This is a genomic window from Brumicola blandensis, from assembly GCF_031846165.1.
GTDB classification, from domain to species: Bacteria; Pseudomonadota; Gammaproteobacteria; order Enterobacterales; family Alteromonadaceae; genus Glaciecola; species Glaciecola blandensis.
In genome coordinates this window covers 213808-228814 of sequence record NZ_JAVRIE010000005.1, presented here as the reverse complement: position 1 = coordinate 228814, position 15007 = coordinate 213808, and the positions used below count along the sequence as shown (strand labels likewise).

The following is a 15007-nucleotide window of genomic DNA, read 5'->3' as shown; positions in this document are numbered from 1 at the left end:
CAGCGGCGTCCTTAAAATACCTGTGCTAAGAGCTTATCCCCAGCGTCAGTTTTCGCCTGCAGACTAAACCGTCTATCATTACCATCAATAGTAATGTCGATATGTACATCTGCTGGTGCTAATAAGCCCCAACCCTTTTGTGGCCACTCTATTAAACTCATACTCTGCGCATTGAAATAATCTCGAATCCCCATAAACTCCAGTTCTTCGGGATCAGCCAAACGATATAAGTCAAAGTGATATACTTTGATATCATTTATTTCATAAGGTTCAACTAAAGTGTAGGTTGGGCTCTTTACACTACCTTGATGACCTAACGCTTGAATAAGGTGACGCGTGAATGTCGTTTTGCCCGCTCCCAAATCACCTTCCAAATAAATAGTGAGTCCACCGAGTCCAACTGCCCTTAAACCCGCCGCCAAACTTATCGCTAATTGTTTTGTATTGTCTTCTTCAATACAGGCAACATTGACCGTTTTCATTCGTTGATTAATAACCTCACAGTATCGAATAAATCACTCGCCAGTAAACCGCGCTGGCCTTTTTCTTGGGCGACTAAATCCCCCGCTTTAGCGTGTAATGATACGCCATACTGACACGCCAGATCAGTTTCAACACCCTGCGCCATGAGAGAGCCAATAATGCCAGCTAGAACATCACCCATACCCGCGGTAGCCATTCCAGGGTTACCGTGACGGCATACCCAAGATTTTTCTTCATTATCAATAATTGTGCCAGCCCCTTTTAATACGCAGGTCGTGTGATAACGCTCTGCACATTGGCGTGCAAAAATAAACCGACTGTTTTCTACCTCTTCAACACTCACATTTAATAAACGCGCAGCCTCACCACTATGTGGGGTGAAAACACAGTCCGGGATCGTTACGAATGACGCTGTATTCGCCATGATATTTAAAGCATCGGCATCAATGACCATTGGCTTTGGATTATTCTGACAATAGGTAATGACAGTGTCGTAAGTTGCCTTACTCCACTCGTTTTGCCCAAGGCCTGGCCCGATTACAATACAGGTAGCCCACTCTAGCGCTTCTTCTAATCCTTCAGATGTCACCATGATTTCAGGGCGGCCCGCGCTTATTTGCACTTGCGAAGCACTGTGAGCGTATACTTTGACCAAACCTGTACCGCTACGTAAAGCAGCTTCTGCGCTTAGGCGTATAGCCCCGGCCATACCTGCGTTACCACCAACGCACAAAAGACGACCATAAGACCCCTTGTGACTGTGCACAGGGCGTGGCGCTAAACCTTTGAAGTGAGCAATGTCGAGCGCACTTGCGTCACTTCTTGCGATTTCAGCAAAGGCTTTACCAATGCCTAAGTCTTCAAACACTAGTTGGCCACATGATTGCTTGCCTGCGCCAGTAGTTAGGCCAAGCTTAATGCCAATGAATGTGATTGTAATATCCGCTTGAATGCAGCGCCCGAGAGATTCACCTGTGTCTGCATCTAAACCGCTGGGGAGGTCGACACTCAATACAGGTAATCCCGATTGATTAATAGCATCGATAACATCCGCGAACTCGTTACGAATAATACCCACAATGCCAATACCCAGTAGGGCATCAATGACAATGTCACAACGCTCAAGCATATCTACCGAAAATGCTTCGACCTGACCGCCATTGTCCAACCAGGCTTTTTGAGCTCGAGCTACATCACCGGTCACTTCTCGTTCTGGTTCAATCGCACACAAAATAACCTTTTTACCTGCGTTCACCGCATTCAAGGCAGTAATATAACCGTCGCCAGCATTGTTACCTACACCAACTAATATCAGGTAGGTTTCGGTATTGGGCATCAGTGAAAGGCAACATTCAAAGACGGCTTTGCCTGCTCGCTGCATCAACTCAAATTTACTCAAGCCCACTTTTGCAGCGGCTTCGAGTTCAAGATGCTTAACTTGGTCAGCGCGATAGAGTTTCTGTGTTAAACTGGATTTTGTGTTTTTATGCAACATGCGATTGTGTCCGTGGAAAATGTCCGTAATTAATTCAATAGATGTAAATCAGCTTGCTGACAATATCAAGACTTGGGGAAAGGCGCTAGGGTTTCAACAAGTTGGTATCAGTGATATTGATCTGAGTCAGCACGAAGCCGCTCTCAAACGTTGGTTAGAGAAAGGATTTCAGGGGGAAATGAGTTTTCTTGAACGTAACGTCGAAAAACGCTTACTTCCTGAAGAATTGCTACCTGGCACACTCCGAATCATCAGCGTACGCTTAGATTACTTGCCACCAGATGCTTCATTTGCAAAAAATTTAACATCATCCTCTACCGCTTACATTAGTCGATATGCATTAGGGCGCGATTATCACAAAGTGATACGCAAACGTCTGCAGCAACTCGCGGATAAAATCAGTGAGTTCACAGCAGACTTAAGCTTTCGACCTTTTGTTGATTCAGCTCCCGTGCTTGAACACGCAATTGCGGAAAAAGCAGGTTTAGGCTGGACTGGTAAACACTCTCTTACCCTAAATGAATCAGCTGGTTCGTATTTTTTCTTGGGTGAGCTTTTTATCAACTTACCCCTACCTGTTGACGATCCCGTGCAAGAAAAATGCGGAAAGTGTACTGCCTGTATCTCAATTTGCCCCACTGAAGCAATAGTAGAACCGTATGTGGTTGACGCACGCAAGTGCATTTCATACCTCACGATTGAAAATGACAAGGCCATTCCGCTGAAATATCGCAAGGCGATTGGGAATCGCGTATATGGTTGTGACGATTGTCAGCTCATCTGCCCTTGGAACAAGTACGCTGAAGTAACCGAAGAAAAAGACTTTTTTGCGCGACAGCAGCTTCATAATCGCAGCTTAGTGGATTTATTTTCTTGGACAGAAGAAGAATTCTTAAGTCATACAGAAGGGTCGGCAATTCGTCGTATAGGATACAAAAAATGGAAACGGAACCTCGCCGTTGGTATAGGGAATATCATTCCTACTTCAACTGAAGAACTACATGTCTTAATCGACGCACTGCAAGTCGCCTCTGATTTTCCGGATGATATGGTTAGAGAACATATTGAATGGGCCCTGGAAGAGCTCAATAGTCTTCAAGAAATTCCAAATAGTGAATCGCAAGCACGCACTCGCTTTCACCGACAAAACCTGCGGCTTGCGCGAAGCGTAGAGAAAGGAATGCCCAAACACGCTTAATTTCCCGAGAGCGACATTCGATCACATAAACTTAAAGCAAAAAACCGCACTACCAAGCTAGAGAGTGCGGTGTTGCGTGACCACGCGTTTACAAATAGCTAGTCGTTATTCCGCTAAAACTGAATCTGGCTTCGCTTTAATGCCACCCCAGTTTTGTTCTGCTGTGTTGATAAAACCATCAACGTCAGTTAACCAACGCTCTTGCACCTGCGAATTAAGATTCAAGTAGAGTTTTTCATCGACTATTTTAAACGCCAAAGGATCAGTATCAAACTTGCGATTCATAGTCACGCCGAAGGCACAAAAACCGCCATATTGTGGTGCATATTTGGCAGGATCTTGTTTAAACGCATCACGGTTTTCAGCGCTAGAAAACTTATAAATTGCATTTTTATATGTTGCAGTAAAGTCACTTGAACCTTTTACTGGCGCACCAGGTGTAAAGTAAGAAACTGTGTCATAACCCTGAATGGCTACGTCATTTGCGTTTGCGTTGTGATCAACGTCTGCAGCAAATGTGAAGGCACTGAATGCCAGTGTAGTTGCCACGGCGGTTGCTCTTAAGATAGTTGGTAATTTCATTTTGTATTCCTCTTTATTAGTTTGGGTACGTTTGTGTACAAGCTGTTGTTTTTAACTACGAGGAATAAGATAGAGGAAAGCCGATTTAAATTGCAGCAAATATCACTTACTTTGGTGCAATTCGTCCATAAAGCGATAAATACTGACTATGGTGTGTGCTTAAAGCGATTAAAATAACGAGTAATGTCATTGTAGAGCGGTTCAACCCAAGCAGGGTGACCATGAGTAAGAAGCGAGATGTCGTTGATTCTAGGGTCGGAAGGCGCAATGGCGCATAAAGAGCTAAAATACGGCCTAAATTATCAACATAGACGCTATAATCAGGCCGTATAAAAATTTCATCTACTTACTTATGATATTGCGCGCTGTATTTATGCACAGCGTCAACAAACACACCCGCATTTTCTGGTGGCACATCTAAATGAATGCCGTGTCCAAGATTGAATACATGGCCTTCGCCTTCACCAAAGCCTGCCAAAATATCTTGAACTTCTTGCTCAATGCGAGGCGCTGGCGCATATAGAATGCTTGGATCCATATTACCTTGTAAGGCAACTTTGTCGCCTACACGTGCTTTGGCCTCTGCAATATCAATGGTCCAATCTAAACCAACGGCATCACAGCCTGTCGCAGCTATAGACTCAAGCCACATACCACCATTTTTAGTGAAAAGCGTAACGGGTACCTTTTGACCATCATATTCGCGAGTCAAACCAGCAACGATTTTTTCCATATACTGTAAAGAGAAGAGTTTGTAGTCGCGCGGACTTAACACTCCGCCCCAAGTATCAAATATCATGACAGATTGAGCACCTGCTGCTATTTGTGCGTTCAAATACAAAATAACAGAGTCAGCTAACTTATCTAACAGCGCGTGCAAAATTTCTGGATCAGCGAAGGCCATTTTCTTTATTTTAGTAAACGCTTTACTAGAACCACCTTCAATCATGTAAGTAGCCAGAGTCCAAGGGCTTCCTGAGAACCCAATTAAGGGCACTTCGCCCTTGAGGTTTTTGCGAATAGTACGAACAGCATCCATCACATACTTAAGTTCGTCTTCTGGATCAGGAATAGGTAAATTATCAACCCCAGCTTTGTCTACAATAGGCTGTTTAAATTTAGGGCCTTCGCCAGTTTCAAAATACAGACCTAAGCCCATGGCATCAGGAATAGTCAATATGTCCGAAAATAAAATAGCGGCGTCTAAGGGAAAACGTCTTAGTGGTTGAAGAGTGACTTCACAAGCCAGTTCTGGATTTGTACATAAAGCCATAAAATCACCCGCTTCTGCACGTGTTGCTTTATATTCCGGTAAATATCGTCCAGCTTGACGCATCATCCATACCGGAGTGACGTCAACAGGCTGCTTTAACAAGGCACGTAAATATCTATCGTTCTTCAATGGGGTCATTCTTTACTCTACTAAAATGTAAACTGATCTTAAAACTTGGATCTGTTGTGAAAAAACATAGCTTGCACACAATAATCGCAAGCTGAATTTGGGATTACTCAGGCATTATATCTTATCTTGCGCCATTCTTTTTTGCGTTTCCTCAATTAAACGCCCAGCAATGGAAAATTTTGGTGGCACTACGGGTAGATTGTCGATGTCGAACCAATCTGCTTTATGTATTTCTTTGCCATCGACGACTATCTCACCCTCGTCATATTCCGCTAAGTAACCCACCATCAATGAATGAGGAAATGGCCATGGCTGACTATTGAAGTATTCTACATTTTTTACTTTAACACCAACCTCTTCAAAGACTTCACGATGCACAGCCTCTTCGAGTGTCTCGCCGCTTTCAACAAAGCCTGCAAGTGTAGAATAAAAACCAGCCTCTTTCTGCCGCGCTCCTTGCGCCAATAATATTTTGTTGCCGCTGCGTATCGCCACAATAATACAAGGAGATACTCGAGGGTAACAGCGATGATGGCAAGTATGACAATGCATTGCCATTTCCCATTGCACTCTATCCATTCTTGAACCACAACGGCCACAGAATTGGTGATTTCTTAAAAACACCGCATATTGCCAAGCTTGTGCGACATGTTGAAAATCTTCTCGGGGCATAGTGCTCACTATTTCCCGCAGACTAACGGAGCGTACATCAGGGTGTTCTAAAAGCTCCTTTTGCGCATCGACTAGGTGATGTTCCACTTTGTCAATCGCGCGGATACTAACGACTTGTTCCGTGTACTCAGCAAACACATCGATGGGTAAATCGGCGAGCAGGTTCACACCCAAACTCAGATCAGCTTGTGCTGGAACAAGTAAGCGGTCATTAGAGAAAACGAAATAGCGTTTCGTGATATTGCGTAGAGTCTGTGCCATAAAAACCCATTGTTACTGTTAGTCTTGCGCAAACCCCATTAGATTGCTGGTAAGCGTCATGTTAGTAATTAATATACTGATAAAAACAACGAATGTATCGGCTTATTTTGGAGAAAAACCAATCTATAGTAGTTGTTCAAGATCACTCTAGTGTTATACTGATCCTATCATGCAAGAATGGCAGTGGAAGGAATAAAGCGTTGACGTTATCTGAGCAAAATCAAGCGATATTGGTTAAAGCAAAGTCCTTTTGCGACTTAAAAGGCGCAAGATTAACGCCCATACGTGAGCGTGTTTATCAGATTTTATTGGCGCAAGAAAGTGCTATCGGAGCCTATGACCTTCTGGATGAATTACGCAAGACGGACGACAATGCTAAACCCCCGACTGTGTACCGTGCACTCGATTTCTTTTTAGATCTAGGCTTAGTTCATAAAGTAGAATCTACCAATGCATTCATGGCTTGCCACCACTTTGGTTGCAGCCACCCTGTACAGTTTTTAATTTGTGATACTTGTGGGGATGTTCAAGAGATCCAATCCGCGGGTGTGAAAGAAACCTTAGAAGCGCAAGCAAAGCAAAATGCCTTCGTTATTGAAAGACAGACAATAGAAGCACATGGCGTGTGCCAAAAATGTCAGTAAATACCATCGAGCCCTCGTTTAAATAATGAAAGTCGAATTCGTCAATCCCTTTATTACATCTTTGAAAAATGTCGTTGGTACGATGGCGATGATTGAGCTCGAGGTCCAAAAACCAAAGCGCAAAAAGAATGAAGTGTCTTTCGGTGATGTGAGCGGAATAATTGGCATGGTTGGCCCCCAAGTGAAAGGCAGCATGGCAATAACCTTCGACAGAGACCTCGCCTTTAATATCATGAAGAATATGCTAGGTGACGCCGCCACAACAATCGATGAAGAAGTTCGCGATATGGTGGGTGAAATGACCAATATGATTTGTGGTGGGGCAAAAAACGCTCTTTCAGAACAAGGATATCAATTTGAGATGGCAGTGCCAGTCATTATCTCAGGTGCTAATCATTGCATTCAGCATAAGGTCGACGGTCCCAAAATTATCATTACTTTTGCGAGTGACCTTGGTAAAGCGTACCTAGAAATCTGCTTTGATCGCTAAAAGTGTCTCTCTTCGACAACAGTTTCACCCCTCTTGCGTTAAAAAACCGTTAAAAACCGTCAAATACCTGACTTTTATTGGAATTTCCCTACAACATAAGCGATAATTGGGGCGTTAAAAACACGATTACTATTCGGATAAAAGGAAGTCAAAAATGAAACGTTCACTGCTTTTTTCAGCTATCGCTTTAGCTGTTGCATCTGCAAACATTCAAGCTCAAGAAGCGCCCGCTTATGAAAATTGGGTTGGGGGTTTTGCACAATACTATTCTCCAGATTCAGAGAAACCTGAACCACTAGGGTATTTAGATAATGGTCACACTTTCGGTGGAGAACTTGGTTTCCGTTTCGATCCGCAATGGGCTGTTCGTTTTGAACTATCCCGTATTTTCCTAGATATGCAAGGGCCTAACCGTCCAGGCAATGGCGATGACGGCACAATGCTAGGTGCTGACGCAATGTATTTCTTGGAAGATGACGTTGCCTATTTGTTCGGCGGTTTACGTGAGCAGTCAATCGAAGACAGCTACCGTATGCTTAGCTATGGTGTTGGTAAGCATTGGGAAGCGAGCGAAAACGTTCGTGTTATCACTGAATTAGCAGGCTATCGTGATTTTGGCCAAGCTTATAATGAATACAGCGTTAAACTCGGTTTAGCTTATATTTTCGGTCAAGCTGACTCGACACCTGTTCGTAAAGATTCAGATAATGATGGCGTTTATGATGCAGTTGACCGTTGCCCTACCACACCAGCAGGTGTGCAGGTTGACGCAACAGGCTGTAATGTCGATACCGACGGCGACGGTGTGCTTAATACTGCTGACCAGTGTCCAAACACACCTGCTGGCACAACAGTGACATCAAATGGCTGTGCATTAAAAGACGCAGACAAAGACGGTGTACTTGATGCAAATGATTCTTGCCCGAATACACCGGCTGGCACTGAAGTAAATGCTAAAGGTTGTGCTGTCGACTTAGATAAAGACGGCGACGGCGTACTAGATAGCAAAGACAAATGTCTAGATACACCAATGACTGATAAAGTAGATGCAGATGGTTGTAGTGTCTTGGTCGAAAAAGAAGTCTCAATCGCACTAGACGTGTTATTTGCGAATAACAGTAGTCAGATTGAAAACCCTGAATCAGCTAAGATCCTTGAATTTGTTGAATTCATGCAGCGTTACGGCAACACAAATGCTGTTGTTGAAGGTCACACATCTTCAGTAGGTCGTGCTGAGTACAATCAGTTCCTTTCTCAAAAGCGTGCTGACTCGGTTAGACAAATGCTTATTACCAAATATGGTATCGCTGCTGAACGTTTGACTGCGGTAGGTTACGGTGAAACTCAATTGAAAGACCCTGCAAATACGGCTGAAGCGCATCGCGTTAACCGTCGTATTGAAGTAAAAGTATCAGCTAAGGTTAAAACGAAAGCGACTCGCTAAGTAAGCAAGCTGAATAAAAAGGCGCTACTGTTTTGCAGTAGCGCCTTTTTTGCATCCAACTTATCTTGCGTAACACCCAGATCCTATGATAAACCATTAGTATGGCAACTCTGCTGTTGCCCTAATAGCATTAAGGAATACTATGACGATAGATAAGCAAACACTCGAATCAAGCAATGATGGCATGCGCTACTTCGCTAACCTAAAAGGTACGATGATTGAGGTGACTCACATCGCAGCGACCAAGGATACTACTGACGATATCCTCAAAAATATTGACGGAGAAATAGCGTATACCATTCACGATGGGACCTCAGGTGAAGTGATTGCAAACATTATGGGTGCGAAACGCACTGGAAATATTGCCTACAATGGCCACCACGTTAAAGATATGAATTCAACTGAGCTTGCCTATACCCCTTTGTACATCGAGACAGATGGCGGCTTATATCAAGTACAAACACTTGCCTTAAAATCGGAACAAGTGAATGACATTATGGCGCAGAATGAAGATTTAGCGCTTATAGACACCATTCAAGCTACCGAACAGACGCCTGAAGTTTTTGTGCTCGCCTCGACTCGACGCGGATACAAGCCCTAGCTGCAGCTAGTCAACAACCCCCCTGATAACCCTCTTACTTTTATTAGCCCAGCTGCGCTACATTAAGGGGGTTACTACCTTTATCTGCCTTCGTAAAAGCTCCCACACTGATTTTTATTAAGCCCTTGCCTAAGGTAATCACCTACGTATCTTGCTGCATGCTACGACGAAAGTGTTAAGTAAATACGGCCCATATTGTCGACAAAATGACACCTGCAACTTGACAAAATCAACAAATAACCCTACATTGTCGACAATTAATAAGAACTTGATAATTTTCACTAGGCTTTGAATGAACGCGTTTACTGAACAAGCTATCACTGGAGCAGACAAAACATTCTTCCAGCTAAGAAGTGCCATCGTTGAAGGTGAAATTGTTGCTGGCAGTAAGTTAAGTGAAATGGAATTGTCGACAAAATATGCCGTCAGTAGAGCGGTAATTAGAGAGGCAATTAATCGATTAGAAAGCTGTCACCTGGTAGAGCGTAAAGCTAATGTAGGTGCTCGAGTTGTGTCCTTAACACCTAACGGTTTAGTGCAACTATATCAAGTTAGAGAATCCTTAGAAGGCATGGCAGCCCGACTCGCCGCGAAGAATATGAGCGATGAAGAGATAGAAGATCTGAAAGGCTTATTGAATACGCACTTCCAAGAAGTGAAAGGTGGCGAGACTTACTATCAAGAAGCAGGTGATGTGGACTTCCATTACCGCATTATTGTTGGCAGCAAAAATGATCATCTTATTTCGCTGCTGATTAATGGTCTCTACCACCTCATTCGGATGTATCGCGTCCAACTTGGTATGGCTGGACCGCGCGTTAGCACAGCCTTCGACGAACATAAAAATATCGTACAAGCAATCAGTAACCGAGATGAAGAGCTCGCTGAAATGTTAATGCGAAGACATATACTTTATTCAAAACAAAATATTGAGGCACGATTGAGCTAAACATCTCAGCAATAAATTTGCTTTGAGACGCTCGCTTTCGTTACAGCAATCAACCAAAAACACGAGGTTAATATGACGACACACAACAGCCCAGGTAAAAAGTTTCGCTTAGCATTGGAAAACAATAAGCCTTTACAGATTTTAGGAACTATCAATGCTTACTCTGCAATGATGGCGAAGAAAATTGGCCATCAGGCTATCTATTTATCTGGTGGCGGCGTAGCAAACGCTTCTTATGGCCTTCCTGACTTAGGCATGACATCACTGAATGATGTATTGGTCGACGTAAATCGAATTACATCTGCCTGCGATCTTCCTCTCTTAGTCGATATCGATACCGGCTGGGGTGGCGCATTTAATATTGCCAAGACGATTCGCGATATGGAGAAAGCGGGGGCAGCGGCCGTTCATATGGAAGACCAAGTGGCTCAGAAGCGTTGTGGACATCGTCCAAACAAAGCCATTGTTAGCACAGAAGAAATGGTTGACCGTATCAAAGCTGCTGTAGACGCTCGTACCGATCCCGATTTCTTCATTATGGCTCGCACTGACTCTTTTGCTCAAGAGGGCTTAGACGCGGCAATTGAACGCGCAAAAGCATATGTTGCCGCAGGTGCCGATGGGATTTTCGCTGAAGCTGTGAAAACCGAAGAGCATTACCGTGCATTCGCCGACGCTCTTGATGTACCTATTTTGGCAAACATTACGGAGTTCGGCCAAACCGAACTTTGGAACAAGGAGCAGTTGGGTGAATGGGGAGCATCTATGGTGCTTTATCCATTGAGCGCTTTCAGAGCAATGAATAAAGCGGCTGAGTTGGTATACCGCTCTGTGTTAGAAAACGGTGACCAAAAAGCAGTGGTGGACACCATGCAAACACGCATGGATTTGTATGATTATTTGGGCTACCACGACTACGAACAAAAGCTAGATGCCCTGTTTGCTGAAAACAAAAACTTATAAAACAATATTCATAAATACAAATTTGATCTCTCGTGTTCATATCACATGAGAGCAATTAACCCATTTAAAGCGAGGAGAAACAACGATGGCTAAAGTACTCAGTGGCGCAGGATTGCGTGGTCAGGTAGCAGGTAAAACTGCACTATCAACTGTGGGTCAATCAGGTTCTGGTTTAACTTACCGAGGCTATGATGTTAAAGATTTAGCAAATAGCTGCCAATTTGAAGAAGTCGCATACTTAATTCTCAAAGGAAAGCTGCCAAACCAGACTGAATTAGATGAATATAAAGCACTCCTAAAAAGCATGAGAAACCTGCCAGAAGCGCTGAAAGAAGTACTTGAGAGAATTCCTGCAAACGCCCACCCGATGGACGTGCTAAGAACCGGTTGTTCTATGCTCGGAAACTTGGAGATGGAAGAAGACTTTTCTCAGCAAGATCATGCAACAGACCGTATGTTGGCCTGTTTCCCAAGTATTATTTGTTACTGGTATCGCTACTCGCATGATGGCGTGCGTATCGATGTTGAAACCGATGATGATTCAATTGGTGCACACTTCTTACACATGCTTCACGGCGAAAAACCGAATGAACTGCATGAGCAAGTAATGCATGTATCGTTAATTCTTTATGCTGAGCATGAGTTCAATGCCTCAACGTTCACAGCGCGCGTGTGTGCTTCTACATTATCTGATATGCATTCGTGTATTACTGGTGCAATCGGTTCACTTCGCGGTCCACTGCATGGCGGTGCAAACGAAGCAGCAATGGAGATGATTGAAGGCTTTACCTCAGCTGACCATGCTGAAAAAGAAATGATGGGTAAGCTAGAGCGCAAAGAAAAAATCATGGGCTTTGGTCATGCTATTTACTCAGAATCTGACCCGCGAAATGAAATCATTAAAACGTGGTCAGAAAAATTAGCAAACGACGTTGGAGACACGGTGTTATATCCGGTTTCTGTCCGCTGTGAAGAAGTCATGAAGCGAGAGAAAGGATTATTCTGTAACGCTGACTTTTTCCACGCGTCTGCATACAACTTTATGAACATTCCAACTAAATTGTTCACCCCCATTTTCGTGATGTCACGCTTAACAGGTTGGGCAGCACACGTCATGGAACAACGCGCTGATAACCGTATTATTCGTCCTTCTGCGGATTACACAGGTGAAGAGCTTCGCTCAGTTCCAGATATTACTGAACGCTAAGAGGAAATCATGAACTACGAACATAGAAAACCCCTACCGGGCTCCGATCTCGATTTCTACGATACTCGAGAAGCGGTAAACAACATCAAAGCAGGCGCCTATGAAAAGTTGCCTTTTACTTCACGTGTACTCGCTGAAAACCTTGTGCGACGATGCGAGCCAAGTGAATTAAACGCTTGTTTATCACAGATTATTGAACGCAAACGCGATCTCGATTTCCCGTGGTTTCCTGCGCGCGTAGTTTGTCATGATATTCTGGGTCAAACTGCGTTAGTTGACTTAGCAGGTTTACGAGATGCAATCGCTGCCAAGGGTGGCGACCCAGCGAAAGTAAACCCTGTGGTTCCCACTCAGTTGGTCGTTGATCATTCTTTGGCCGTTGAGCATGGCGGTGACGATAAAGATGCTTTTGCCAAAAATAGAGCCATAGAAGATCGACGCAATGAAGACCGATTCCACTTTATTAATTGGACAAAAACGGCGTTCGAAAATGTCGATGTTATCCCGCAAGGTAACGGCATACTGCATCAGATTAATTTAGAACGCATGTCACCAGTAATACAAGCTCGCGATGGTGTCGCTTTTCCAGACACCTTAGTAGGAACGGACAGCCATACCCCGATGGTGGATGCATTAGGTGTTATCGCGGTTGGTGTTGGTGGCTTAGAAGCTGAGAGTGTTATGTTGGGCAGAGCATCTTATATGCGTTTGCCGGATATTATCGGCGTAGAACTCACAGGTAAACCTCAGCCAGGCATTACTGCTACCGATATTGTACTCGCATTAACTGAATTTTTACGTGCACAGAAAGTAGTTTCATCTTACTTGGAGTTTTATGGTGCTGGCACCAAACATCTCACACTAGGTGATCGCGCGACAATTTCTAACATGACACCAGAGTATGGTGCCACAGCAGCTATGTTTTATATTGATGAACAAACCATCGACTATTTAACCCTGACTGGGCGAGAAGATGAACAAGTCAAATTGGTTGAGCACTACGCTAAACACACTGGCTTGTGGGCAGATGACTTAGAAACGGCCGAATATGAACGAACCTTGTCCTTTGATTTATCATCGGTAGGCCGCAACATTGCAGGCCCTTCTAATCCACATAGTCGAGTTTCGACAGCCGATCTTGCTATGAAAGGGATTAGCGGTGTGGTTGAAAACGAAGAAGGTTTGATGCCAGATGGTGCCGTCATTATTGCCGCCATCACGAGCTGCACCAATACTAGTAATCCAAGAAATATGATCGCCGCAGGTTTAATCGCTCGCAATGCGAATAAACTCGGTTTGCTTAGAAAGCCATGGGTGAAAAGCTCCCTCGCACCAGGTTCAAAAGCCGTACAACTCTATCTTGAAGAAGCAGGTTTGCTGCCCGAACTAGAAAACCTTGGTTTTGGTGTTGTCGCCTTTGCTTGTACTTCGTGTAACGGGATGAGCGGTGCCTTAGACCCGAAAATAGCGCAAGAAATCATAGATCGTGATTTGTATTCAACTGCTGTTTTGTCTGGTAACCGAAACTTTGATGGCCGGATCCATCCGCATGCTGATCAAGCATTCTTAGCCAGCCCGCCTTTGGTTGTCGCATATGCTATTGCAGGCACAATTCGCTTTGATATTGAGAAAGACGTATTAGGTCAAGATCAAAATGGTAAGGATATTCGCTTAAAGGATATCTGGCCAAGCGATGAAGAAATCGATGCCGTCATTAAAACCAGTGTGAAGCCTGAGCAATTCCGCAAAGTATATCAGCCGATGTTTGACTTAAGTGTGGATTACGGTGAAGGCGGTAAGCCGAAAACACCCCCCTTATATGATTGGCGCCCACAGAGCACCTATATTCGTCGCCCACCCTATTGGGAAGGCGCTTTGGCCGGTGAGCGCAGCATGAAGAAAATGAAAGCCTTAGCTGTGTTGCCTGACAACATTACTACTGACCATTTGTCACCTTCTAATGCTATTCAAATGAATAGCGCTGCTGGTGAATATTTACATAAAATGGGTCTACCGGAAGAGGACTTTAATTCTTACGCGACGCACCGAGGGGATCACCTCACCGCACAACGCGCTACATTTGCTAATCCTCGTTTGAAAAATGAAATGGCTATTGTTGATGGTGAGATGAAAGAAGGTTCACTAGCTCGACTTGAACCGGAAGGTAAAGTTGTCCGCATGTGGGAAGCCATTGAAACCTATATGGAACGTAAACAACCTTTGATCATTATTGCTGGAGCTGATTACGGTCAAGGCTCCTCGCGTGACTGGGCTGCTAAAGGCGTACGTTTAGCTGGCGTGCAAGTGATTGCTGCGGAAGGTTTCGAACGAATTCACAGAACCAACCTCATCGGAATGGGTGTGTTGCCACTAGAATTTGAACCCGGTACGACGCGTCATACCTTGAGTATCGACGGTACTGAAGACTTCGATGTAGAGGGCGAGCGCACAGCGGGTGCAAAATTAACCTTAATCATCACGCGCAAGAATGGCGAGGTGGTGAGTGTACCCATGAAGTGCCGTTTGGATACCGGTGAAGAAGTATCTATCTATGAAGCCGGCGGAGTGCTGCAGCGTTTCGCACAAGACTTCTTAGAAGCAACAGCATAGGAGTCA

The 15007-nt window shown here is 44.2% G+C and carries 14 protein-coding genes; 9 read left to right on the top strand and 5 right to left on the bottom strand.

Going from position 1 to position 15007, the window contains the following annotated elements; genetic code table 11:
• Positions 1-11: 11 nt before the first annotated feature.
• Both tsaE and RM544_RS13245 read right to left on the bottom strand, forming a co-directional pair.
• Positions 12-482 (bottom strand): tRNA (adenosine(37)-N6)-threonylcarbamoyltransferase complex ATPase subunit type 1 TsaE, encoded by a 471-nt coding sequence (gene tsaE, locus RM544_RS13250; protein ID WP_311362278.1) that lies wholly within the window; start codon positions 480-482, stop codon positions 12-14.
• Positions 479-1978 (bottom strand): NAD(P)H-hydrate dehydratase, encoded by a 1500-nt coding sequence (locus RM544_RS13245; protein ID WP_311362277.1) that lies wholly within the window; start codon positions 1976-1978, stop codon positions 479-481. The genes tsaE and RM544_RS13245 overlap by 4 nt, the downstream gene beginning before the upstream one ends.
• Before the next feature lie 19 nt (positions 1979-1997).
• On the opposite strand from RM544_RS13245, the gene queG reads away from it, so the two are divergent.
• Positions 1998-3176 (top strand): tRNA epoxyqueuosine(34) reductase QueG, encoded by a 1179-nt coding sequence (queG, locus tag RM544_RS13240; RefSeq protein ID WP_311362276.1) that lies wholly within the window; start codon positions 1998-2000, stop codon positions 3174-3176.
• A gap of 105 nt (positions 3177-3281) precedes the next feature.
• Here queG and RM544_RS13235 read toward each other — a convergent pair whose 3' ends face one another.
• The 3 genes from RM544_RS13235 to nudC all read right to left on the bottom strand — a co-directional run bounded on the left by RM544_RS13235 (position 3282) and on the right by nudC (position 6093).
• Positions 3282-3758, bottom strand: coding sequence for a YHS domain-containing (seleno)protein (locus RM544_RS13235; protein WP_311362275.1), 477 nt, complete (start codon positions 3756-3758; stop codon positions 3282-3284).
• A gap of 346 nt (positions 3759-4104) precedes the next feature.
• Positions 4105-5169 carry a uroporphyrinogen decarboxylase gene (gene hemE, locus RM544_RS13230; protein ID WP_311362274.1) on the bottom strand — a complete coding sequence of 355 codons (1065 nt, stop codon included), beginning with the start codon at positions 5167-5169 and terminating at the stop codon, positions 4105-4107.
• Between the two features lie 105 nt (positions 5170-5274).
• Positions 5275-6093: an NAD(+) diphosphatase gene (nudC, locus tag RM544_RS13225; RefSeq protein ID WP_311362273.1), complete on the bottom strand. Its 819-nt coding sequence runs from the start codon at positions 6091-6093 to the stop codon at positions 5275-5277.
• 200 nt (positions 6094-6293) lie between these two features.
• On the opposite strand from nudC, the gene RM544_RS13220 reads away from it, so the two are divergent.
• From RM544_RS13220 to acnD, 8 genes are all read left to right on the top strand, one after another.
• Positions 6294-6737 carry a transcriptional repressor gene (locus tag RM544_RS13220; protein ID WP_311362272.1) on the top strand — a complete coding sequence of 148 codons (444 nt, stop codon included), beginning with the start codon at positions 6294-6296 and terminating at the stop codon, positions 6735-6737.
• A 25-nt stretch (positions 6738-6762) separates the two neighbouring features.
• Positions 6763-7227, top strand: coding sequence for a chemotaxis protein CheX (locus tag RM544_RS13215; RefSeq protein ID WP_311362271.1), 465 nt, complete (start codon positions 6763-6765; stop codon positions 7225-7227).
• Between the two features lie 154 nt (positions 7228-7381).
• The gene (locus RM544_RS13210; protein ID WP_311362270.1) at positions 7382-8671 is read left to right on the top strand and encodes an OmpA family protein; all 1290 of its coding nucleotides are present in this window, start codon (positions 7382-7384) and stop codon (positions 8669-8671) included.
• Between the two features lie 142 nt (positions 8672-8813).
• Positions 8814-9272, top strand: coding sequence for a hypothetical protein (locus tag RM544_RS13205; RefSeq protein WP_311362269.1), 459 nt, complete (start codon positions 8814-8816; stop codon positions 9270-9272).
• A gap of 292 nt (positions 9273-9564) precedes the next feature.
• Positions 9565-10221 (top strand): GntR family transcriptional regulator, encoded by a 657-nt coding sequence (locus tag RM544_RS13200; protein ID WP_311362268.1) that lies wholly within the window; start codon positions 9565-9567, stop codon positions 10219-10221.
• A 72-nt stretch (positions 10222-10293) separates the two neighbouring features.
• Complete coding sequence (prpB, locus tag RM544_RS13195; protein ID WP_311362267.1) at positions 10294-11184, top strand: methylisocitrate lyase; 891 nt, start codon at positions 10294-10296, stop codon at positions 11182-11184.
• 85 nt (positions 11185-11269) lie between these two features.
• Positions 11270-12391 carry a bifunctional 2-methylcitrate synthase/citrate synthase gene (prpC, locus tag RM544_RS13190; RefSeq protein WP_311362266.1) on the top strand — a complete coding sequence of 374 codons (1122 nt, stop codon included), beginning with the start codon at positions 11270-11272 and terminating at the stop codon, positions 12389-12391.
• 9 nt (positions 12392-12400) lie between these two features.
• Positions 12401-15001, top strand: coding sequence for a Fe/S-dependent 2-methylisocitrate dehydratase AcnD (acnD, locus tag RM544_RS13185; protein ID WP_311362265.1), 2601 nt, complete (start codon positions 12401-12403; stop codon positions 14999-15001).
• Positions 15002-15007: the final 6 nt, after the last annotated feature.

Excerpts from the sequence above, each read along its gene's own strand:
- acnD (WP_311362265.1), top strand. The coding sequence starts at position 12,401 with ATGAACTACGAACATAGAAAACCCCTACCGGGCTCCGATCTCGATTTC.
- RM544_RS13210 (WP_311362270.1), top strand. The coding sequence starts at position 7,382 with ATGAAACGTTCACTGCTTTTTTCAGCTATCGCTTTAGCTGTTGCATCT.
- prpC (WP_311362266.1), top strand. The coding sequence starts at position 11,270 with ATGGCTAAAGTACTCAGTGGCGCAGGATTGCGTGGTCAGGTAGCAGGT.
- hemE (WP_311362274.1), bottom strand. The coding sequence starts at position 5,169 with ATGACCCCATTGAAGAACGATAGATATTTACGTGCCTTGTTAAAGCAG.
- RM544_RS13205 (WP_311362269.1), top strand. The coding sequence starts at position 8,814 with ATGACGATAGATAAGCAAACACTCGAATCAAGCAATGATGGCATGCGC.
- queG (WP_311362276.1), top strand. The coding sequence starts at position 1,998 with ATGTCCGTAATTAATTCAATAGATGTAAATCAGCTTGCTGACAATATC.
- prpB (WP_311362267.1), top strand. The coding sequence starts at position 10,294 with ATGACGACACACAACAGCCCAGGTAAAAAGTTTCGCTTAGCATTGGAA.
- tsaE (WP_311362278.1), bottom strand. The coding sequence starts at position 482 with ATGAAAACGGTCAATGTTGCCTGTATTGAAGAAGACAATACAAAACAA.
- RM544_RS13215 (WP_311362271.1), top strand. The coding sequence starts at position 6,763 with ATGAAAGTCGAATTCGTCAATCCCTTTATTACATCTTTGAAAAATGTC.
- nudC (WP_311362273.1), bottom strand. The coding sequence starts at position 6,093 with ATGGCACAGACTCTACGCAATATCACGAAACGCTATTTCGTTTTCTCT.
- RM544_RS13200 (WP_311362268.1), top strand. The coding sequence starts at position 9,565 with ATGAACGCGTTTACTGAACAAGCTATCACTGGAGCAGACAAAACATTC.
- RM544_RS13235 (WP_311362275.1), bottom strand. The coding sequence starts at position 3,758 with ATGAAATTACCAACTATCTTAAGAGCAACCGCCGTGGCAACTACACTG.
- RM544_RS13245 (WP_311362277.1), bottom strand. The coding sequence starts at position 1,978 with ATGTTGCATAAAAACACAAAATCCAGTTTAACACAGAAACTCTATCGC.